General features: G+C 63.1%; 18 protein-coding genes and 1 riboswitch. Of the genes, 10 read left to right on the plus strand and 8 right to left on the minus strand.

Going from position 1 to position 20,239, the window contains the following annotated elements:
* Positions 1 to 14 precede the first annotated feature (14 nt).
* Genes FSY45_RS01290 through FSY45_RS01305 form a run of 4 tightly spaced genes read right to left on the minus strand, consistent with a single transcriptional unit; the run spans position 15 to position 4,120 of the window.
* Positions 15 to 803, minus strand: a complete 789-nt coding sequence (locus FSY45_RS01290) for an ABC transporter permease (RefSeq protein ID WP_003070878.1) — start codon at positions 801 to 803, stop codon at positions 15 to 17.
* Entirely contained in the window at positions 800 to 1,537 is a 738-nt protein-coding gene (locus tag FSY45_RS01295; RefSeq protein ID WP_223305728.1) for an ABC transporter ATP-binding protein, read from the minus strand. The genes FSY45_RS01290 and FSY45_RS01295 overlap by 4 nt, the downstream gene beginning before the upstream one ends.
* Positions 1,538 to 1,562: 25 nt before the next feature.
* Complete coding sequence (locus FSY45_RS01300) at positions 1,563 to 3,029, minus strand: acyl-CoA reductase (protein ID WP_046462038.1); 1,467 nt, start codon at positions 3,027 to 3,029, stop codon at positions 1,563 to 1,565.
* Positions 3,026 to 4,120, minus strand: coding sequence for a long-chain-fatty-acid--CoA ligase (locus FSY45_RS01305; protein ID WP_046462037.1), 1,095 nt, complete (start codon positions 4,118 to 4,120; stop codon positions 3,026 to 3,028). The genes FSY45_RS01300 and FSY45_RS01305 overlap by 4 nt, the downstream gene beginning before the upstream one ends.
* A 70-nt stretch (positions 4,121 to 4,190) precedes the next feature.
* Positions 4,191 to 4,282, minus strand: a riboswitch (TPP riboswitch).
* A gap of 310 nt (positions 4,283 to 4,592) precedes the next feature.
* Between FSY45_RS01305 and FSY45_RS01310 the strand changes: the two genes are divergently transcribed.
* The 7 genes from FSY45_RS01310 (at position 4,593) to FSY45_RS01340 (ending at position 12,755) form a co-directional block, all read left to right on the plus strand.
* Positions 4,593 to 6,722, plus strand: coding sequence for a TonB-dependent receptor (locus FSY45_RS01310; RefSeq protein ID WP_046462036.1), 2,130 nt, complete (start codon positions 4,593 to 4,595; stop codon positions 6,720 to 6,722).
* Positions 6,723 to 7,339: 617 nt separating this feature from the next.
* Positions 7,340 to 8,089 carry an energy-coupling factor ABC transporter ATP-binding protein gene (locus FSY45_RS01315; RefSeq protein WP_003070050.1) on the plus strand — a complete coding sequence of 250 codons (750 nt, stop codon included), beginning with the start codon at positions 7,340 to 7,342 and terminating at the stop codon, positions 8,087 to 8,089.
* Positions 8,082 to 8,675 (plus strand): energy-coupling factor transporter transmembrane protein EcfT, encoded by a 594-nt coding sequence (locus tag FSY45_RS01320; protein WP_003070052.1) that lies wholly within the window; start codon positions 8,082 to 8,084, stop codon positions 8,673 to 8,675. The genes FSY45_RS01315 and FSY45_RS01320 overlap by 8 nt, the downstream gene beginning before the upstream one ends.
* 10 nt (positions 8,676 to 8,685) lie before the next feature.
* A complete protein-coding gene (locus FSY45_RS01325; protein ID WP_003070053.1) occupies positions 8,686 to 9,279 on the plus strand; it encodes a biotin transporter BioY in 594 nt (197 codons plus the stop codon).
* Positions 9,276 to 10,787, plus strand: a complete 1,512-nt coding sequence (locus tag FSY45_RS01330) for an AMP-binding protein (RefSeq protein WP_046462035.1) — start codon at positions 9,276 to 9,278, stop codon at positions 10,785 to 10,787. Before FSY45_RS01325 ends, FSY45_RS01330 begins: the two co-directional genes overlap by 4 nt.
* A 5-nt stretch (positions 10,788 to 10,792) precedes the next feature.
* Positions 10,793 to 12,016 carry an acetyl-CoA C-acyltransferase gene (locus tag FSY45_RS01335; RefSeq protein WP_046462034.1) on the plus strand — a complete coding sequence of 408 codons (1,224 nt, stop codon included), beginning with the start codon at positions 10,793 to 10,795 and terminating at the stop codon, positions 12,014 to 12,016.
* A 25-nt stretch (positions 12,017 to 12,041) separates the two neighbouring features.
* Positions 12,042 to 12,755, plus strand: coding sequence for a nitroreductase (locus FSY45_RS01340; RefSeq protein ID WP_046462033.1), 714 nt, complete (start codon positions 12,042 to 12,044; stop codon positions 12,753 to 12,755).
* 243 nt (positions 12,756 to 12,998) lie between these two features.
* On the opposite strand, the gene FSY45_RS01345 is transcribed toward FSY45_RS01340, so the two are convergent.
* The 4 genes from FSY45_RS01345 to FSY45_RS01360 all read right to left on the minus strand — a co-directional run bounded on the left by FSY45_RS01345 (position 12,999) and on the right by FSY45_RS01360 (position 16,170).
* Positions 12,999 to 13,799 carry a MetQ/NlpA family ABC transporter substrate-binding protein gene (locus tag FSY45_RS01345; protein WP_039048614.1) on the minus strand — a complete coding sequence of 267 codons (801 nt, stop codon included), beginning with the start codon at positions 13,797 to 13,799 and terminating at the stop codon, positions 12,999 to 13,001.
* Positions 13,800 to 14,002: 203 nt separating this feature from the next.
* Positions 14,003 to 14,311 (minus strand): single-stranded DNA-binding protein, encoded by a 309-nt coding sequence (locus tag FSY45_RS01350; RefSeq protein WP_012838140.1) that lies wholly within the window; start codon positions 14,309 to 14,311, stop codon positions 14,003 to 14,005.
* A gap of 141 nt (positions 14,312 to 14,452) precedes the next feature.
* Positions 14,453 to 15,118, minus strand: coding sequence for a methionine ABC transporter permease (locus FSY45_RS01355; protein ID WP_003070061.1), 666 nt, complete (start codon positions 15,116 to 15,118; stop codon positions 14,453 to 14,455).
* 5 nt (positions 15,119 to 15,123) lie between these two features.
* Positions 15,124 to 16,170, minus strand: coding sequence for a methionine ABC transporter ATP-binding protein (locus FSY45_RS01360; protein ID WP_046462032.1), 1,047 nt, complete (start codon positions 16,168 to 16,170; stop codon positions 15,124 to 15,126).
* A 328-nt stretch (positions 16,171 to 16,498) separates the two neighbouring features.
* On the opposite strand from FSY45_RS01360, the gene FSY45_RS01365 reads away from it, so the two are divergent.
* The 3 genes from FSY45_RS01365 (at position 16,499) to FSY45_RS01375 (ending at position 20,237) form a co-directional block, all read left to right on the plus strand.
* Complete coding sequence (locus FSY45_RS01365; RefSeq protein ID WP_046462031.1) at positions 16,499 to 16,909, plus strand: hypothetical protein; 411 nt, start codon at positions 16,499 to 16,501, stop codon at positions 16,907 to 16,909.
* 420 nt (positions 16,910 to 17,329) lie between these two features.
* Complete coding sequence (locus FSY45_RS01370) at positions 17,330 to 18,715, plus strand: DUF1329 domain-containing protein (RefSeq protein WP_046462030.1); 1,386 nt, start codon at positions 17,330 to 17,332, stop codon at positions 18,713 to 18,715.
* A 124-nt stretch (positions 18,716 to 18,839) separates the two neighbouring features.
* Positions 18,840 to 20,237 (plus strand): DUF1254 domain-containing protein, encoded by a 1,398-nt coding sequence (locus FSY45_RS01375; RefSeq protein WP_046462029.1) that lies wholly within the window; start codon positions 18,840 to 18,842, stop codon positions 20,235 to 20,237.
* The last annotated feature ends 2 nt before the right edge of the window (positions 20,238 to 20,239 follow it).

Here is a 20,239-nt window from a genome sequence, read left to right on the forward strand (position 1 = left end):
GTTTGAAGATGCAATCAGGCCTGATCGCCCGACTGCGAGGTTGAAAAGTGATGGGAGCACAGCAAATAGCGCTCCAGAACAAGGCAGGCCTGATACAGCAGCAGACCCATGACGGCAATCAGCACCAGCGCCGCAAACATCAGCGTGGTGTCCATCATTCCCTGTGCGGCAATGACCACGGCGCCCAGGCCCTGGCTTGCACCCATGAACTCGGCCACCACGGCACCGACCAGGGCCAGCACGACAGCCACGCGCAGCCCGGCCAGAATCGCGGGCAGCCCGGTCGGCAGTTTCAGGCGCAGCAAGGTCTGCAGCCTGGTTGCGCCCAGCATGCGAAACAGCTGCAGGCGCTGGCCATCCACCTGCCGCAGGCCCGTCAATGTGTTTTCCATCAATGGGAAAAAGCAGATCAGCGCCGTGATCAGCACCGTCGGCAGCATGCCGAAGCCGAACCACAGCACGAACAGCGGCGCCAGAGCCAGCTTGGGCACGACCTGGCTAACCACCACATAGGGCTTGAGCACGCGCTCCAGCAACTCGGACTCGGCCAGAGCCATGCCAGCCAGCAAGCCCACGGCACTGCCTATGAGCAGCCCCAGCAGCAAGGCCTGCAAGGTAGCCCAGAGATGCGGCCAGAAATAGCCGGACGCGAGACCCGACCACAGCGACAGCGCCACCGCCGAGGGCGCGGGCAACACCAGCGCCGACAAGCCAAATTGCCTCGCAGCCAGCTCCCATATTGCAAGAACGGCTACCAAAAGCGAGGCGGACAGCCAATGTGTCTTGTTCAGCAAGCTGCTCATGCGCAACCTCGGTCCATGGATGCGCGAATGCGCGCGCAATAGTCGTTGAACGCCGCACCGTGGCGCAGGCTCTGCTGGCGCGGCTGTGGCAGCTCGACGGACCAGTCGTCCACGATGCGGCCGCCATGCATGAGTGCAATGCGGTCGCCCAGATAGACGGCCTCGTTGATGTCGTGGGTAACAAAGAGCACCGTCGTGCCATGGCGCTGGCAGGTGCGCAGCAAATCGTCCTGCAGCTCGGCACGCGTAATGGCATCCAGCGCCGCAAAAGGCTCGTCGAGCAGCAGCAGCGGCGGCTCCAGAATCAGGGCTCGCGCCAGCGCCACGCGACTTTGCTGACCGCCCGAGAGCTGGCGCGGATAGAGCGAAGCATGTTCGGCAAGGCCCAGTTGCTCCAGCAACTGCATGGCCGCCTGTCGGTCCTGCTGCGTGGGTTTGCGCTGCAGCGACACGGGCAGCAGCACATTGTCGATCACCGTATGCCAATCCAGCAGCGTCGGTGCCTGGAACATAAAGCCCAGCTGCGGCCCCGGCGCTGCCAGTTCTCTGCCGCGCAGCAAGACATGCCCCGACTGAGGCCTGAGCAGGCCTGCCGCCAGCTTGAGCAGCGTGGTCTTGCCGCAGCCGCTGCGCCCCAGCAGGCAGTGGATCTCTGCGGCCCCGACCTGCCAGTCCACGCCATCCACCACGGGCACTCGTCCCGGGTAGCTGAATCGGGCCTGCTTGAACTCCATGAATGCCACGACCGTACCCGCCCCCTCAATCCGCATAATCGGCCAGCGGCTGGGCCGCCAGTTCTGCCGACTGCTCGATCTCCGTCATGCGCACCAGATCCAGCAGGTTGAAGCGCCCGTCATGGTGCCAGCCCGCCTCGGGCATGCTCATGGAGCCGATGGCGCTGATGCGCGTGACGCCAGCCGCGCCCAGCAGCCCGGCCAAGCGGTACAGCTCTTCGGGGCCGGCCGCAATGCCTGCGGTCTGCAGATAGTCACGCTGAGCGGCCACCACGGGCAGCACGGCATCGAGCCGGTCCACGGCCACCACGGCAATCGTGCGGTACAGCGCGGTCGGTGCCAGGGGCTGCAGACTCTCGCTATAGGCCACGCTCCAGGGCGCATCCACCGGCCCCAGCAGCTGGTGAGGTTCACCGCCCCACTCCATGTTCTGCTGCCAGCGGGCCAGCGCCGCCCCTTCTTCCAGATCCAGCTCGCGGCGTGCGAATCGTCGCTGCAGATTGGCAAGCTCGGCCGCCAGATAGTCGGCAAAAGCACGCGGCGAAACCGGCGCCCCACGCTGCACATAGAACACATGGGGCGAGTAGCAGCCTTGCTGGTCATAGCGCATCACGTCCCAGGCGGCCAGCCTTGCCATGCCAGGAGCCTTGAGCGTATCCAGCGCCTGCGCACCGATCAGGCCAAAGCCCAGCTTGTGGCCATGGGGCAAGAAGCGTGTCGTCACGGGCAGGCGACGACGCAGCGCATCCAGCGTCTGGTTGCCACCGTAGGCCAGCACCGTATCGGCCTGGTCATAGAGCGCGTCGGCCTCCTCGCCGCCTGCACCGCGCCACCACACCACGGCCAGGCAATCGGCCAGCGGCGGGTGAACATCGGCCAGCAAGCGTGCAAACCATCCGGCAAACAAGGGCTCGGCACTGGCCAGCTTGCCTATCGCAGGGGCCTTGACCAGCAAGCCGCAGACCAGACTCCACAGCGACAGCGCAGGCACGTTGCCGGCCCAGCTATGCACCAGCAGATCCGGGCCGAAAGCACGTACGGCTCCGCCCTTGGCTGCCGGCTGAAAGCCGTCGAGCACTGCCGGGTTGGGAAAATCCTCGGCCACAAAGCGCTTGAGCTGCGCCGCACGAAAGGTCTTGAAAAATCCTGTCAGCCCCAGCCGCACCATATCGGCGTCATAGCCACTGACCACGGGCAGCCAGGCTTCGGCCTGCTGGCGGTAGATGTCGTTACGGTCCAGCAGGCGGGCCATCGCACGATCGATGGCATCGATGATCTCGGCCACCGGCATGGGGCGCAGATGGATGGCTGCGGCCTTGCGCACACGACAGGCCAGTGCCTGCATCTGCGGCGCCGTCAGCACGGGCACGCTGACTTCCAGCAACTGACCGTCCTGAGACCCGAAGTCCAGCGTCTGCCACTGCACTTCGTCGTCGCCGAGGCCCGGCAGATAGCCAGCCTTGATACGCTGTAGCTTGCGCTGCTCGCTCATGCGCCGGCAGCTTTCACAAACTCTTCAACCGCCAGCGAGCACCCCTTGGCGGCGGCGCCCTCGGCGCGCCCCAGCAGCAAAAAGCCATCTTTTTCCTGCTGGCCGGCCCACAGGCCCACATCCTCGGTCAGGATGGTGGTCACCGCGTTGTAGTTGGCCAGATCGCAATGCACCAGAATGCCGCGCTCACCAGCGGCCACGTCCCTGCCGGTGATCGGCTCGACCAGACGCGAACGGATCCAGTGCGGACCGGACTTGACCGAAGGCAGCACCGCATTGCCATCGTCATAGAACTGGGTGCTCAGCTCCGTCATGCCATACATATTGATGCACAGACTGCGCGGCACGCCCAGCAACTGGGAAAGCTCGGCATAGAACTGCTCGAGCGGCAGCTCGCGCGACTGCCCCTTGTAGCCGCCCGTATCCAGCACGCGGCTGCCTGCGGGCAGGCGAAAGCTGCGGTCCTGCGCACGCAGGGCATCCATCACATGGACCAGGCTGAAGCTCGCGCCCAGCAGGGCAAAGGGCTGGCCGCTGCGCTCTGACTCTGCCAACGCAGCGCACAGGGCCTGCATGTCCAGCCCTTCCGAGTTCAGGTAGTAGCGGCTGCCTGCCGAGCCGAATTCGGAGCGGGCAAGTGCCAGATAGTGGGCCAGCGAGGAATTGGGCATGGCCTGCTCATCGGGAAACAGAATGCCCATGGGCATGCGCTCCAGACCCTGCATGAAGCGTCTGGCGAAATAGCGCTTCATGGACAGGTCGTAGACATCGAGCCGCGGATGGAAATGACGTCCGCGCGCAGCGCGGCCCGTGGTGCCGCTGGTCATGAACACGCGCTCGGCGGGCGACGGTGGCTCGCTGCGCAGCTCCATGGCCTTGAAGGCATCGATGGGCACGGCCGGAACATCGCGCCAGCTCCTGACATTGCGCAGCGTGGCACCGCGTCGCTGGCAAAAGCTGCGAAACGGCGCATTGCATTCGTACTGATAGGCGAAAAGGCGCAGGGCGAGTTGATTGAACTGGTCGTCGGTGCAGTCATCCATTGCGATGAAAGCAAGCAGATCGGCGACCAGCGAAGCGGCCTTGTCCATGAAATTCCTTCGAGAGCGGGGACATCATGCTCCGAAGGCTTGCTGACCATGCGAGAACGCACTGCCCGGAGGTCAGCTTGCAAGCTCTTCTTCCGCCGGTATGAACCGGGTCAAGTTCGCGGGTGTAGATCTCAGCACTGGCGTGCACCCCGGAGCGCGGCGCCATCTTACCCCAACGGCATCGCTGCACGGTGCCTGAGCCGCCGCATGAAAGTCGCGTCACTTGTAACCTGGGGTAATGCTCTATCACGGAGAAGAAGGTCATCCACAGTAGAAATCATTAAAACATTACCACCCAAATACAATCGGAGCAAAATTGCGAGCGTGCCCGACACGCACCTTGCCATGGCACCAACAATGATGCAGGCGCGCACTGCCTGAGCGAGCTTCACGCCGTAGCAAGAAACGCTGTCAACAGAGCTTGCGCCATCCAGGGCACCGAACGTCCACCCCGAGCCCCAGAGATATTCACATGCATTTTTCGCGCCTTTGTCATCTGGCAGGCTGGCCTGTGGCCGCCGCCGGACTGCTGCTGACGGCACAGTCCGCAATGGCCCAGCAAGCCGCCGCCCAGCCGGAACTGCCCCAGTTGTCCGAAGTCACCGTGCGCAGCACCTTGCAGGAGTCTGCACTTGAGCAAACCCCGGCCTCCGTGACCGTGCTCGACGGCGAGCGCATGCGCGAGCGCAATCTGCAGGTCAATCTCTCGGAGTCCCTGAGCGCAGCTCCGGGCCTGCAGTTGCAGAACCGCCAGAACTACGCGCAAGACCTGCAGCTGTCGATTCGCGGCTTTGGCGCACGATCCACCTTCGGCGTGCGCGGCATACAGATCTATGTGGACGGCATCCCCTCCACCATGCCCGATGGCCAGGGTCAGACCAACAATATCGATATCGCCTCGCTGGAGCGCGTGGAAGTGCTGCGCGGTCCTTACTCCGCCCTCTACGGCAACGCCTCTGGCGGCGTGATCAATGCCTATACCGAACGTGGTGAAGGCGCGCCCTCGGTGGAAAGCAGCTTTGCACTGGGCAGCGACGGCCAGAAGCGCCTGGGCCTCAAGGCCAAGGGCGAAGCCAACGGGATTGGCTATGTGCTCAGCGCCAGCCGTTTCCTCACCGACGGCTACCGGGCCCAGAGCGCGGCGGACAAAAACCTGTTCAACGCCCGCATCGATGTCAAGCCCGACGAATACAGCCAGCTGACCCTGGTGGCCAACCATGTGGACATCGATGCCAAGGACCCCGGCGGCATCACGCCGAAGGACTGGGCGGCAGATCCGAAGGCTGTGGCGTCCAACCCCTTGCTCTACGATTCGCGCAAAAGCGTGAAGCAGACCCAGGCCGGCCTGACCTATGAGCGCCAGCTGGACGGCGGCCAGGCGCTGCGCCTCATGGCCTATGCCGGTCAGCGCGAAATGATGCAGTTTCAGTCCACGCCCAAGGCATCGCAGACCGGCTACAGGGGTGGGGTGATCGGTCTCAAGCGCGACTATGGCGGCATCGATGCGCGCTGGAGCGGCAAATACGAGCTGGGCAGCCGCAGCCTGGGCCTGATTGCGGGCCTGGCCGCCAACACTGTCAGGGAAGACCGCCAGGGCTACAAGAACTTTGTGGGCAACCAGCTGGGCGTGGTCGGCGAGCTGGTGCGTGACGAGCGCAATACCCTCACCAGCATAGACCCCTATCTGCAAGCCTCCTGGGCCTTTGCACCGCACTGGAAGCTCGATGCCGGCCTGCGCTGGAGCAATGTGCAGTTCCAGTCGCGCGACCATTTCCTGGCCGACAAGGACGATAGCGGTAGCACCGGATTCCATAAACTCTTGCCGGTTGTTTCGCTGCAGCACGAACTCACTCAGGACACCAATATCTATGCCTCACTGGGTCGCGGCATGGAAACACCTACCTTCAACGAGATCTCGTACCGTCCCGATCTGGTGGGTGGTCTGAACTTCGGCCTCAAGCCTGCGGTATCGACCAGTGCCGAGCTGGGCATCAAGCAACGCTTCAATGTGGCCGGCCTGCGCGGCGACTGGTCTGCCGCGCTGTTCCAGACCAGCACCGACGATGAAATCGTGGTGGCCAGCAACGACAACGGCCGCACCTCTTATCAGAATGCCGGCAAGACCCGCCGCCGCGGCATGGAGCTGAGCACCAGCACCTGGCTGATGCCCCAGTTGCGCCTAAACGGCGCGCTGACCTTGCTCGATGCCAGTCTGCGCAGCGGCTATTGCGACAGCAAGGGCCAGGACTGCATTCCCGCCGGCAACCGCATTGCCGGCACGGCCAGACATCTGGGCTACCTGGGGCTGGAATGGCTTCCCGCCACCGACTGGCGTGTGGGTCTGGACTGGCGTCATGTGGGCCGTATTGCCGCTGACGACAAGAACCAGGTCTATGCCCCCAGCTACAACGTGGCCAGCCTGAGCGTGGGCTACACCCGGCGCCTGGGCGCCTGGAAGCTCAGTGCTTTTGCCCGCATCGACAATCTGGCGGACAAGAACTATGTGGGCTCGGTCATCGTCAACGAAGGCAATGGACGTTATTACGAGCCGGCCCCGGGACGTCAATGGATGACAGGTGCCAGCCTCAGCTACCAGTTCTAGCTAGGTCATCCGAGTTGCCGGACAGCAAAAAGCGGGCCCAGAGCCCGCTTTTTTATATCCGGACGGCTCAAAAGCGATTTCTTCAGAAAAATTTTGGTGCCTGCAAACTGCCTGTTTGAGCCCGAAAGCCGCCAATCTCGCGCCGGTTTGACTGCCTGACGATAGATGCCTCCAGCAAGCTTGCGCCCTTCAGCAGTGCAAGCCACGTCAAAACATGGCTATCCACGTCCAATCTCACAAATCTTCACGCTAGCGCTCGTGCAGTTTGAGCGAAGTTAGCCCCTGAAGCAGGCATGAACGACACACAGAAATTCTTCACTCTGCAACACGCTGCCATCAGGCGTGCAACTTCTACGAAATGCAGGGCAAATGGCAACAGGTGACTCCCCAAAGTAAAGAAATCATTTCTTATAGGAAATTCACATAAAAAGAGCTCAGATGGCGGGCTTTTGAAAGCAAATTCACAGCGCTAGAATCCGCCACCAGCGCTGCCTCGTATGTTTTAAGCCGGGGCACGGTTTCAGACTCCTCCGTATGTCAGCCCTTTTCGTTTCTTGTCATCCACATTCCAGCCCGGCACCTTGCAGCCCTGCCATTCCAGCAGCCGGAGCTGATGTATGAGTGACGGTTTGCAAAGCCCCGCCCAACAGGGCGTGCAGTTGGTCGACATACGGCTGCAGCGCGGCCAGACCCAGGTGTTTGACGGTTTGAACCTGGCCCTGACGGAACAGCGCATCGGCGTGATCGGCAACAACGGCGCGGGCAAGTCCAGCCTGTTTCGCCTGCTTTGCGGGCTCGAGCTGCCCCAGGCCGGACAAGTACTGGTGGATGGCATGCCCTTGCTGCAGGCCCGCCAGCACAAGCCCGGCCTGATCGGCCTGATGTTCCAGAATCCGGACGATCAGATCATCTTCCCCACCGTGGAGGAAGAACTGGCCCTGGGCCTTCGCCCCCAGGGCCTGAGCAAGCAGCAGGCCAGAGCCAGGGCGCGCGAGTTGCTGGCCGCACGCGGCCTGGCCCACTGGGCCGAGCGTGCTGTCAGCAGTCTGAGCCAGGGCCAGCGCCAGCAGGTGTGCTGGCTCTCGCTGCTGATTGCCGCACCGCAACTGCTGCTGCTGGACGAGCCCTTCGCCAGCCTGGACCTGCCCGGTCAAGCCCGCTTGGCCCAGGATATTGCCACCGCACCGCAACAGGTGCTGGTCTCCACCCATGTGCTCGACCATGTGCGTGACTTTGAGCGCGTGATCTGGCTGGAGCAAGGCCGGCTGCGCGCCGACGGCCCGGGCCGCGACATCTGCAGCGCCTACGAGACCTCAGTGCAGGAGCAGTTGCTGAAGAAAAGCTCGTACGGAGATCTGCATGGGTAGTCTCTACAGCGAAGTTGCGACCTGGCTGCATCGCTGGTCGGCCGGCCTCAAGCTCTTGCTGCTGGCGGTTTTTGGCACGCTGTTGTTTCTGATAGCCAGCCCCTGGGTGTTGGCGGGCTGCGGCGTGGCTTGCCTGCTTCTCTGGATCTCGCTGGGTCAGGCCACACAGGTGGCGCGCCGGCTGATGCGCTCGGTTATCGTCGCGGCACTGCTGGTGGCGGGCTTTCATGTCTTCATGGGCAACCCTGTGCTGGCAACCGTCAGCAGCCTTCGGCTGGTCTGCGCCTCGACCCTGGGCATTGCGCTGACCATCACCACCCGCCCCAGCGATCTGGTCGAGGTACTGGAATGGCTGCTGGCCCCGCTGGCCCGCCTGGGCATCCCCACCGAGCGCGTGGCCATGCAGCTTGCACTCATGCTGCGCTTTACCGAACATTTCTTTGTGCAATGGACAAAGCTGGACGAGGCATACCGCCTGCGCACCGGCAAAAGCGGCGGCCTGCGCCTGATTGCACCGCTGACGATTCATATGCTGCAGGCCACGCGCCGTGTGGCCGACGCCCTCTGGGCAAGACTGGGTTTCTAGGAGAGCATTGATGACTACCACACCCTCTCACACCGTATCGCGCGGCGGCGCACGCTCCATGGCTCAGGTATCGCTGTTCGCCGCCCTGATGGCCGTGATGGGCCTGATTCCCAAGATCGACCTGCCGTTCGGCGTGCCCATCACCATCCAGTCGCTGGGCGTGATGCTGGCAGGCGTCATGCTCGGGCCCTGGCGCGGTCTGCAGTCCATGGCACTGTTTCTCGCGGCCGTGGCCGTAGGTCTGCCACTGTTGTCGGGCGGTCGCGGCGGCATCGGAGTCTTCATGGCACCGTCTGCCGGCTATCTGATCGGCTACATGCTGGCCGCAGGCATTACTGGCGCCGTCATGGCTGCCCTGCCGCAGAGCACGCCGCGTCGCACGGCGCTGAGCGCCTTCATCGCCTCCTTGATCGGCGGCCTGCTGTGCCTGCATGCCTTTGGCGTGCTGGGCCTGATGCTGATCGCCAAGATGAGCCTGAGTCAGGCCTTTGCCGTGACGCTGGCCTTTGTCCCCGGCGACTTCATCAAATGTGTTCTCTGCGCCATCATCGTCCACACCGTGGCGCGCGGAATGCCTGACTGGCGTTTTGGCGGTCGCCGGTGAACGCGCTGTCCGCGGCGGCGCCGCTGCAGGGCTTGTGGCAGCTGGTTCATGGCCCGCTGGCCTATTGGGCGCAACACCGGCCCGATGTGGTGGCCCTGCAGAGCGAGGCCGGCTCCTGGACCTTTGGAGAGCTGCATGCCGAGGTCGAGCAGCGCTCGGCACGTCTGGTGGCGCAACGCGCGCCGCAAATGCTGCTGCTGGATGCCAACCGCTCAACGCTGGAGCGGCTGGTGGACTTTCTGGCCGTGATCCACAGTGGCCGCTGCGCGGCAGTCGCCGACCCCGACTGGCAACCGGCCGTGCGCCAGCGCATTGAAAGCTGGCTGCCTGAGCAGCCCTGCGAGCTGGATGCGGCGGCACCGACGGCAGCCTTCTATACTGGCTTTACCTCGGGCAGCACCGGCCTGCCCAAGGGCTTCAAGCGCCACCATCTGTCGTGGACGGAGAGCTTTCGCGTCGGCCTGCAGGATTTCGGCCCCGTCGTCGCCCAGCGCACGCTGGCACCGGGGCGCATCTCGCACTCGCTGTTTCTGTTCGGAGCCATGCAAGGCATCTGGTATGGCTGCGGCGCCGTCATGCAGGAGAAGTTCTCTGCCTCGCGCTGTCTTGCAACCCTGGCAGGCGGCGATACCCCCTGTCTTGTCGCCGTGCCCAGCCAGTTGCTGCTGATGCTGCAATGGGCGCAGCATAGACAGCTCGCACCGATTCCCGAGGTCGAACTGATCACCATCAGCGGCGCGCGCTGGATGCGCGCCCACACGCCGGCGCTGCGCGCCCTGTTCCCCAAGGCCCGCATCATTGAGTTCTATGGCGCCTCCGAGGCCAGTTTTGTCGCCTGGATGGATGCCGACGAAGCCAGCGGCCCGCAGGCCGTGGGCAGACCGTTCAGCAATGTGGAGCTATCCATTCGCCCCACCGGCAGCGATGCCGCCGAGAATGCGCTGGCCGAGCATGGCACCAGCCACGCCAGCGACGGCCTGATCTATATCCGCAGCCTCATGCTGTTCATGGACTATGTGGGCGACGCCCATGACGCCACGGCCGTGCTGCGCGATGGCGACTGGCTGTCCGTGCGCGACATGGGCCATATCGACGAACGCGGCATGCTGTGCCTGGCAGGACGCCAGAGCCGCATGATCGTCACCCAGGGCAAGAACCTGTTTCCCGAGGAAGTGGAGAACCTGCTGGCCAGCCACCCGGCGATTGCCCAGGTCTCGCTGCACGGCCAGGCCGATGCGCTGCGCGGCCTGCAGGTACACGCGGTGCTGCAATGGAGGCCGCAGACCGAGGTGCCTACGGCCCTGGAGCTGAACCAGTGGCTGCGCGAGCGCACCGAAGCCTTCAAGGTGCCTCGCCAATGGTGGATCTGCGAGCACTGGCCGCAGACAGCCAGCGGCAAGACCGATCACGGCCAGCTGGCTCAGGCCCTGCGCGCCAGCATGGCCGGGCCTGCGGGAGCTGCCATATCCCCTGCCCAGCGCCCCTCATTGCGGCCGTGGCAGAGTTGAGGCCCATGCCAAGCAAGACCCCCATCATTGCCTGGGCACGCAGCCCGGTGGCTCCGCTAGGCTCGGCCCTGGCCCAGCTCAGCCCTCATGAACTGGGCCGGCCGCTGCTGCTGTCACTGCTGCAGCAAAGCGGCCTGCCGGCCCATGCCGTGGATGCGGTCGTCGTCGGCAACGCCCTGGGAGCTGGCGGCAACCCGGCGCGCATGCTGGCACTGGCCGCAGGCCTGCCCGACGGCTGCGCCGCGCACACCATCGATACCCAGTGCTGCTCGGGCCTGGATGCGGTGGCCATGGCCGTGGGTCTGCTGCAATCGGGTCAGGCCGAGGTGGTGATTGCCGGCGGCATCGAGGCCTGGAGCCGCGCCCCCATTCGCCAGACCCGCCCGCAGCTCCCAGGCGAGCAGCCCCAAAGCTATGACCGCCCGCCATTTGCCCCCGATCCCGAGCGCGACCCCGATATGTTGCAATCGGCGGCCGACTATGCGCTCACGCATGGCTTCAGTCGCAGCCAGCAGGAGCAGTATGCGCTGCTGAGCCACAGCCGGGCCCTGGCCGCCCAGGCGCAACTCGCCCCCGAAATCGTGCCTGTGGCAGGGCTTGAGGCCGATGCCTATCCGCGTGCCCTCCAGCCCGGGCGTGCCGCGCGCATGCCAGTGGTGGCCCGGGGCTGCAGCCAGGCGGCCAGTCCCGGCGATATCGCCACCCATGCGCTCAGTGCGCTGACCATCTCGGCCAAGGCCGATGGCGCGGCCCTGCTGTTGCTGGCCACGCCCGAGGCCTGCGCCCGCTGGAATCTGCTGCCACGCGCACAATGGCTGGCCAGCGCCAGCGTGGGCGCCGCGCCAGAAACACCGCTGCTGGCCGCCATTGCGGCAGCGCAGATGGCGCTGGCCCGAGGCAGCAATGCGCTGGCCGGGCCGCACAAGCGACAATTGCTGGCCCAGGAGTTGTCGGCCATCGAACTGCACGACGCATTTGCCGTGCAAGGCCTGGCTTTCTGCGCCGCCATGGGCCTTGCGCCCGAGCAGATCAACAGCGCGGGCGGCGGCCTTGCGCGCGGCCACCCGATAGGCGCGTCAGGCGCGATTGCGCTGGTGCGCTGCCTGGCTCAGCTCCAGCTTCAGGCCCGCTCATCGACCACCGGCACTGCGCTCGGTCTGGCGGCCATTGCCGGCGCCGGCGGCATTGGCGCGGCAACCCTGGTGCAATGGCTGCAAGCCACCCCCTGAATCCATTTTTGATAGCTACCACCCCATGTCCAGCAAAGGCTCAGCTGCTACAACACTTGAAAGCATCGACTTGCCGGCAGGCATGGCGCTGATGCAGCAGCGCCGCTCCACACGTGCTTTCCTACCCGATGCCGTGCCTGACGCGCTGCTGGAGCAGCTGCTGTTGACGGCGCGCCAGGCGCCCAGCGGCGGCAATCTGCAACCAGGCCAGCTGATCGCAGTGCGCGGCAAGCTGCGCGAGCAACTGACTGCCGCCCTGCTGCAGGACGTTGAAAGCCAGGTGCCCGAATGCGAGGACTACGCCTACTTTCCGCGTCCCATGCCCATGCAGCTGCGCAAGCGCCAGGTGGCTTCGGCACAGGCGCTTTACGGCGCCCTTGGCGTGGCGCGCGACGACCGCGCCGGGCGCGAAGCGCAATTTGCGCGCAACTACCGCTTCTTCGATGCACCCGTGGCGCTGGTCGTCACCATCGACGCCCATTACGGCCCCGGTGGCTATATGGACCTGGGCATGACGCTCTACGGACTGCAACTGGCGGCCGCCGCCATGGGCCTGGGCAGCTGCGCCATCGGTGCCCTGGCCTCGTACCCGGCTACCGTGCGTCGCGTGCTGGGCCTGGCCGAGAACAAGCACATCGTCTGCGGCCTGGCCCTGGGCTGGGCCGACGAGGCCGCCCCAGTCAACCAGACCCAGACCACGCGTGCACCGCTGGCTGAATGGTTTCAGGTCATGGAATAAGCAAAAAACAATAGCTGCCAGCGCCAGTGATTAAATGGTTTTCCATAGAAAGAAGCGAAAATCAATGTGCAGCCAGCGCAGGCAGCTATCAACAAGAGAGCAAAAAAGCGCTGCAGGTGCAGCGCTTAGTTCAATGCCCTCAGTCAGGCATGCCCCATCAAAGAGACAGCCAGCAAGCGCCGCCGCGCAGCAATGCTGTCGTCCCCCTCAGGGGGAAGCCGCAAAGCGGCTCAGGGGGAGCTTCTAGAACGCCGGGAAGACCGAGCCCTTGAATTCCTTGTCGATGAACTGGCGCACCTCGTCGGAGTGATAGGACTTGATCAGCTGGGCGACCCAGGGCTGATTCTTGTCGGCATCACGCACCACCATGATGTTCACATAGGGGTTCTTGGCCGACTCCAGCGCAATCGCATCCTTCTTGGGGTTCAGACCAGCCGAGATCGCGAAGTTGGTGTTGACGGTGGAGGCATCCAGATCGTCCAGCGAACGTGGCAACTGGGCTGCATCCAGCTCGACGAACTTGAGCTTCTTGGGGTTGGACACCACATCCAGGGGCGTCGCCTTTAGGCCAGCACCCTCCTTGAGCTTGATCAGGCCCTGGGTCTGCAGCAGCAGCAGCGCGCGGCCGCCATTGGTGGGGTCGTTGGGGAGGCCGAACTTGGCGCCGGTGGGGAGCTCGGACAAGGCCTTGATCTTCTTGGAGTAGATGCCGATAGGGAAATTCACCGTGTCGGCCACCCAGCTGATTTTGTAGCCGCGATCCTTGAGCTGAGCATCCAGATAGGGGCGGTGCTGGTAGCTGTTGGCATCCAGGTCGCCGGCGGCCAGTGCCGCATTGGGCTGGACATAGTCACCGAACTCGATGACCTTGAGGTTCAGACCGTTCTTGGCAGCAACCTTTTTGACCACTTCCATGATCTGCGCGTGAGGGCCGGCAGTCACGCCGATCTTGATGGTCTTGTCCTGGGCCTGGGCGGCAAAACCCAGGGTGGCCACAGCAGCCACGGCCAATGTGGTGCGCAAAAGCGAGCGCTTGTTCAACATGCAGATTCCTTGTGCCAAAGATTGAGAGTGGCTAAGACTGTAGCGTCAGTTTCATGTGTCGGAGCGCTGTTTCTTAGACAGATTGCTCAGATGCAAACTACAGATTGGCAATGCAAGCCTTAACTGCTTGAATGCGGCAACCCAAGCGCCCACAAAAAAGCCCGCTCCTTCACGGTAGCGGGCTTGTCTGCATGCGCAGGCTGTCAAAGATCGGACATCGTGGGTGCTGCCAGCACTTGCTGGGCCACCACGTCGAGCACAGCATGGGACTCGTCTTGCCTGTCGATCCAGACCTTGGGCGTGAAGCTGCCACGCAAGGCAATCGCATCGCCTTCGGAGAGACTGCGCAGCACGGCGCAGGGTGCGTTGTCGAAAGCGACGATATTCACGGGAATCGAGGAGCCATCGCCGGCATTGGCTCGCATGCGGGCCACCATATAGGGGCGGCGGTTGCGGTCTACGCGACTCTCGGGGATGCCGGTCAGTCGGCCGGTAATCAAACCATCCATCATTTGCTGTTATCTACCCAGAAAAAATCATGGCCGCCCTTGAGCAAGAGCGGCCTTTCAAAAAATCTTGAACCTGCATTTTAGGGCGGCGCCTGTTTCCAGGCAGCAGCCCTTTTCTTAATTTTTTGTAATGTACGGCACGGCTCAACGATGGCTCAGGCGCCGCACTGCCCAGTCGCCCAGGCTTTGAATGGCCTGCACAAAGAAGATCAGGATGATCACCACGACCAGCATCACGTCGGGCAAGAAGCGCTGGTAGCCGTAGCGGATACCCAGGTCGCCCAGGCCACCACCGCCGATGGCGCCTGCCATGGCCGAGTAGCCAGTCAGGCTGACGAAGCTGATGGTCAGACCAGCGACGATGCCAGGCAGCGCCTCGGGCAGCAGCACCTTCCAGACGATCTGGCCGGTGGTCGCCCCCATGGACTGGGCCGCTTCAATCAGGCCGCCATCGACTTCACGCAAGGCGGTCTCCACCAGACGGGCCACAAAAGGCGCCGCCGCAATCGTCAACGGCACCACGGCCGCCCAGGTGCCAATGGAAGAACCCGTGATCAGACGCGTCAGCGGAATGATGGCCACCAGCAAGATGATGAAGGGGGTGGAGCGCAGCGCATTCACGATCCAGCCGACAACCTTGTTGGCCGGACCGTTCTGCAAGATGCCGCCATGGTCGGTCAGGCGCAGGAAGACGCCCAGCGGAATACCGATCAGGCCGCCGATCAGGCCCGAGACGCCAACCATGATCAGCGTCTCCCAGAAGGAATCCAGCAGCAGCTGGAGCATCATTTCCGAAAAATTCTCAAACATCGCTCTCAATCCTTGCTGGACACGATCTGCACTTGCACACCGCTGGCACGCAGGTGCTCCACGGCAGCATCAATCTTGGCTGCCTCGCCGCTGGCATAGACAGCCAGCGAACCAAAGGTCTGCTCCTGAATCTCGTCGATCTGGCCGTGCAGAATCGACAGATCCAGACCCAGCTCGCGAATCAGGTGCGAGAGAATCGGCTGATAGGCGCTCTCACCCGCATAGGACAGGCGCAGCAGCTGGCCTTGCTGTCCAGGCTGCAGCTGAGCGGCCAGCTGGTTCACGCGGGTCATCACCGACTCGGGCAGTTGCTGAGGCACGATTTCGTCGATCAGGCTCTTGGTGATCGTCTTCTGAGGGCGGGTGAAGACGTCGATCACGGGCCCCAGCTCGGCGATCTCGCCACCGTCGATCACGGCCACGCGGTCGGCAATCTGCTTGATCACCAGCATCTGGTGGGTGATCAGCACCACGGTCACGCCCAGCTCGCGATTGACCTTGCGCAGCAGATCCAGAATGGAGCGCGTGGTTTCGGGGTCCAGTGCCGATGTGGCTTCGTCGCTCAGCAGCACCTTGGGGTTGCTGGCCAGCGCCCGGGCAATGCCCACGCGCTGTTTCTGCCCACCGGAAATCTGGGCCGGATAGCGATCGGCCAGATGATCCAGGCCCACCAGCTCCAGCAGCGGCGTCACGCGCTGGTAAATCTCGTCCTTGGAAATACCGGCCAGTTCCAGCGGCAGTGCCACGTTGTCATACACGGTGCGCGAGGACAGCAGATTGAAGTGCTGGAACACCATGCCGATGTCGCGGCGCGCGGCGCGCAGCTCGCCGTCGGACAGCTGCATGAGATCGCGTCCGTTGACGATGACCTTGCCTTCTGTGGGGCGGTTGAGCAGATTCAGACAACGCACCAGCGAGCTTTTGCCCGCGCCGGAGCGGCCGATGATGCCGAACACCTCGCCCGAAGCGATTTCCAGATTGATGCCACGCAAAGCGTGCACCGGGCCCTTGGGGCCTTGGTATGTCAGGGATAAATCCCGAATTTCTATCATGAAAAATATCGCGAATCACGCATGAATAATGCGTTTGACGCTATAAAAAGTGATTGATCCCATCCCAGCTGCAGCGCTGCCGGGCAGCGGGCAATGCAGGCCTTCGTTCTGGTAGATGCCGGCAGATCAAGCCAGCCTACTTTTAGTAGTAACCCTCAATAATGCCTGAGTCTAGGCAAACCTGAGAGCAACTGGGACAAGTGAATTCACTTATGGCGCCCCCAGCAAGCCATCAAACGCAGGACTTGCCCGGGCCTGTCCCCACTGGCGGCACGGCCTTGCAGGCCTTAGCATGCTTGCATCTGCCCCTGGTTTTCTCTGCCGCCCTATGCAGCCGCCTTCCCTGCCCATCCGTGTCGAATGCCCACCCGGCGCCTGCGACTGCCGACGCGAGCAGCTGCTTGGCACGCCGGACGCGGATCTGCGCATTCTCCAGCTCACGCGCGAGGAAGAGAAAAAGCTGCTGCAGCGCCTGGAGAGCATCAGCAGCCTGGTTGATCTCGAGCATATGCAGCAGCGCATTCACGCGCTCTTGGGCCTGGAGATACGCATCACTCCCGGCAACAACGAGGTGCGCACCATGCGCGGCATCCAGATCGAGCTCGGCGACCTGCCGGGTCTATGCCGCAAAACGCGTCAGAGCATCCCCGCCGCGATCCGCAAGGGGCTGGAGCGCAGGCCCGAGATTGCCTGGGCCCTGCTGGATGCCCATGACCTGTTTGGCATGCCCGGCAGCTGAGCCAAGCACCGGCAACGCCCGGCAGCAAAGCAGGCACTTCGCTACCTGGGTCTTCGGACACCGGTAGTCCTTGCGGCCTACGTCGCCCGGCCCATGGCGGCCTTTCGCTTTCAAAAGCATCACGCCGGGCCTCCCTCAAACGCATTTTCACCTTGGTTTTCCCGAGGTCAGATACCACAGGTTTTCCCTTGCCTGATCCAGTCAGCGCGAGGCTGGAGCAGCAGTCTGTCTCTGAGGTGACTTCGCTAGGCCTTACGGGCTAGTCCAAACGAGTGATGGTGAGCCGCAAAGCTCGCTTGAACATTGAATTCATCGACAGGCGCCAAGTCAGCGACTAGCTGTCTTGGACTAGACCTTGGCCCGATTCGCGGGCAGATCGATAGTGCAAATGCTGCACACATACATCTTTGAGGATTCGTGATGGAAAGCAACGTGAGCTACCGCGCCCTGATCGCGCTGACCGTGACCAGCGTCATGGCTGGTGCAGCCGCCGCCAAAGGCAGCCCCGAAGAAATTGAAAAGCTGGGCAAGTCCTTGACCTGTATCGGCGCCGAAAAGGCCGGCACCGCCAGCGGCGTGCCCGAATACACGGGCAAATGGCTGGGAACACCACCTGGAATTCAGTACACGCCGCATGCGGGTCAGCACCCGGTGGACCCCTATGCCAATGAAAAGCCCCTGTTCTCCATCACAGCCGAGAATGTCGCCAAGTACGCCGCCAATCTGACCGAAGGCCAGAAGGCCATGTTTGCGCGCTACCCCAAGACCTTCAGCATTCCCGTGTATCCGGGCCATCGTGACTTCCGCTATCCGGACTTTGCTTGCGCCTCGGCCAAAGCCAATGCGCAGAACGCCGTGATCAGCGCTGACGGAATGGGGGCTGACAACGCGGTCAAGGGGGCAATACCCTTCCCCTTCCCCAAGACCGGCATGGAACTGGCCTTCAACAACCTGTTTCCGCTGCGCTCGTTCACCGAACACACACTGCGTGACAACGCCTATGTGATGCAGGATGGCTCCACCGTCTTCGGCCGCGCCGACAACCGCAGCATGAGCCTGCTGAACTCCCCCGAGCAGGCTGGCAAGCCGTTGGAAGGCACCATGGCCCAGGGCATGAATGCGGTCAAGCTGCCCGAGCGCGAGAAAGGTGGGGTCAGCGTCAGCCGGGAGCCGGTCAACTTCGGCAAGGACAAGCGCCTGGGCTGGAGCTATGACCCGGGCACACGCCGAGTGCGCCAGATTCCCGAGTATGGTTTTGACCAGCCCATGGGTGGCGGTGTGGGTGCCAAGATGACGATTGATTCCGACCGTCTCTTCAATGGCTCGCCCGAGCGCTACAACTGGAAGAATCTGGGCAAGAAGGAAATCTACATTCCCGCCAACGCGTACAAGATTCACGCCAATACCGTGAAGTACGCCGACCTGCTCAAGCCCGGCCATGCCAACCCCGAGTACATGCGCTACGAACTGCGCCGCGTCTGGGTGCTCGAAGCCACGCTCAAGGAAGGCTACCGCCATCTCTACGGCAAGCGCGTGCTTTTCCTTGACGAAGACACCGGCCACGCCGTGATGAGCGACTTCTACGATACACGCGGCAATCTGTGGCAGCAAGGCCTCATCAATTACTACTACGCGTTCGACTCCAACGCCTGGCATGCAGGCACGGCCTTCTACCACGACCTGGTCGGCGGCGGCTATGTGGCCTACAACCTGTTCCAGGAGCGCCCCAAGGGCCCCGTGCTCAACAAGGGAGACATGAACCCCTCCATGTTCACCCCTGAAGCCACGCGCAACGCCGGCACCTGAGTGGCTTGTTCCCCCATGAGCCGCCAGCACGCGCTGTATGCGGTGCTCGCCTCAGAAAGAACCGGGCCGGGATGGAAAAGGCCACCGGCCCCGGTCATCACCACAACAACACCATTTCAATCACATGTCAAAGTTGAATCGCGCCGGGCTGCGCGCCATGGCGGCTGCTGCATTGGGCCTTTGCCTGGGCATGGCCCATGCCCAGACGGCCGCAGCCACCGACGACCAGGCTCTGGACAGCCTGATCCGCGAGGCCATGCTCTATGCCTACCCCTATCAGGAATTCATGAAAATGCGCCATGAAGCCCTGGAGGTCAAGGACTCTGCCACCGCCACCACGCTCAACCACTTCCGCCACTCGCGCCACCTGGCCACGCCCAAGGACCGCTGGGCCAACGGCCCGATTCGAGACACCTTCTACTCCACCTCCTGGCTGGATCTGGAGAAATCTCCACTGGTGCTGTCTCTGCCGGAAACCCATGGCCGCTATTACGTGATTGCCATGATTGGCGCAGACCTCAATACCTTCTCCTACGTGGGCAGGCGCATTGGGGGCACCAAGTCACGCAAGGTCGCCCTGGTCGGCCCCCGCTGGAGCGGCAAGATTCCGCAGGTCGACCAGATCGTGCGCGCGCCTACACGTGATGTCTATCTGAATCTGCGCGTGCTGGTTACCGGTGAAGATGACCTCAAGACCGCCCATGCAGTACAGGATGGGTTTCGCATGGAGCCTGTGCTCAAGACTCACGAAGAGAGTCCGAAGATCAAGCCGCTAGCCCAGGACTGGAGCCGCTTTGTCGATGTGAGCAATGAGGCCCTGGCACGCAACCCACCGCCCGGCACGGAGCAGGCACTGCTGCAGCGCTTTGCCAGCGTGGGCATCTGCGGCAAGGCCTGCAGCTGGGACAAGCTGCCCGAGTCCGTGCAGCAGCGCTGGCTGGCTTTGGCACCCGAGATCGAGAAAAACGAACTCAAAAATCGCCTGAATGCCGACCGCAAGACGGCTGACCCTAGACGCAGAAACGGCTGGACCCCTTATCGCCTGCCTGACGGCTTTGGCACAAACTACGCCATGCGTGCCCAATCGGCAGCCATGTCGGGCGGCATTCTTGGGCTGGCCGCGGCAGAAGCCAGCTATTTCGCTGCCAGTGTGGACGGCAACAATCAGGCGCTCGGCAAGGGACAGGCTTACCGCCTGCATCTGCCTCAAGGTCGCTTGCCCGCCGATGCATTCTGGTCTATCTCTCTTTATGAATTCGCAACCGGGGGCCAGTACATGGTGGAAAACCCCATCAACCGCTACTCCATTGGCGACCGCACCAAGGGCATGAAGTTCAACGCCGACGGCAGCCTCGACATCTGGTTGCAGCCCACGGAGCCGGGCCCTGACAAGCGTGCCAACTGGCTGCCCACGCCCGAGAAGAATCTGTTCTATCTGATGGCCCGCGCCTATCAGCCCTGGCCCGAGGTTCTGGATCCGTCCTGGATTCTGGAGCCCGTTCAGCTAATCAGCCCCCAATGAAT

This window comes from Comamonas sp. Z1, assembly GCF_008121555.1.
GTDB classification, from domain to species: domain Bacteria; phylum Pseudomonadota; class Gammaproteobacteria; order Burkholderiales; family Burkholderiaceae_C; genus Comamonas; species Comamonas thiooxydans.

Excerpts from the sequence above, each read along its gene's own strand:
- FSY45_RS01290 (WP_003070878.1), bottom strand. The coding sequence starts at position 803 with ATGAGCAGCTTGCTGAACAAGACACATTGGCTGTCCGCCTCGCTTTTG.
- FSY45_RS01295 (WP_223305728.1), bottom strand. The coding sequence starts at position 1,537 with ATGGAGTTCAAGCAGGCCCGATTCAGCTACCCGGGACGAGTGCCCGTG.
- FSY45_RS01300 (WP_046462038.1), bottom strand. The coding sequence starts at position 3,029 with ATGAGCGAGCAGCGCAAGCTACAGCGTATCAAGGCTGGCTATCTGCCG.
- FSY45_RS01305 (WP_046462037.1), bottom strand. The coding sequence starts at position 4,120 with ATGGACAAGGCCGCTTCGCTGGTCGCCGATCTGCTTGCTTTCATCGCA.
- FSY45_RS01310 (WP_046462036.1), top strand. The coding sequence starts at position 4,593 with ATGCATTTTTCGCGCCTTTGTCATCTGGCAGGCTGGCCTGTGGCCGCC.
- FSY45_RS01315 (WP_003070050.1), top strand. The coding sequence starts at position 7,340 with ATGAGTGACGGTTTGCAAAGCCCCGCCCAACAGGGCGTGCAGTTGGTC.
- FSY45_RS01320 (WP_003070052.1), top strand. The coding sequence starts at position 8,082 with ATGGGTAGTCTCTACAGCGAAGTTGCGACCTGGCTGCATCGCTGGTCG.
- FSY45_RS01325 (WP_003070053.1), top strand. The coding sequence starts at position 8,686 with ATGACTACCACACCCTCTCACACCGTATCGCGCGGCGGCGCACGCTCC.
- FSY45_RS01335 (WP_046462034.1), top strand. The coding sequence starts at position 10,793 with ATGCCAAGCAAGACCCCCATCATTGCCTGGGCACGCAGCCCGGTGGCT.
- FSY45_RS01340 (WP_046462033.1), top strand. The coding sequence starts at position 12,042 with ATGTCCAGCAAAGGCTCAGCTGCTACAACACTTGAAAGCATCGACTTG.
- FSY45_RS01345 (WP_039048614.1), bottom strand. The coding sequence starts at position 13,799 with ATGTTGAACAAGCGCTCGCTTTTGCGCACCACATTGGCCGTGGCTGCT.
- FSY45_RS01350 (WP_012838140.1), bottom strand. The coding sequence starts at position 14,311 with ATGATGGATGGTTTGATTACCGGCCGACTGACCGGCATCCCCGAGAGT.
- FSY45_RS01355 (WP_003070061.1), bottom strand. The coding sequence starts at position 15,118 with ATGTTTGAGAATTTTTCGGAAATGATGCTCCAGCTGCTGCTGGATTCC.
- FSY45_RS01360 (WP_046462032.1), bottom strand. The coding sequence starts at position 16,170 with ATGATAGAAATTCGGGATTTATCCCTGACATACCAAGGCCCCAAGGGC.
- FSY45_RS01365 (WP_046462031.1), top strand. The coding sequence starts at position 16,499 with ATGCAGCCGCCTTCCCTGCCCATCCGTGTCGAATGCCCACCCGGCGCC.
- FSY45_RS01370 (WP_046462030.1), top strand. The coding sequence starts at position 17,330 with ATGGAAAGCAACGTGAGCTACCGCGCCCTGATCGCGCTGACCGTGACC.
- FSY45_RS01375 (WP_046462029.1), top strand. The coding sequence starts at position 18,840 with ATGTCAAAGTTGAATCGCGCCGGGCTGCGCGCCATGGCGGCTGCTGCA.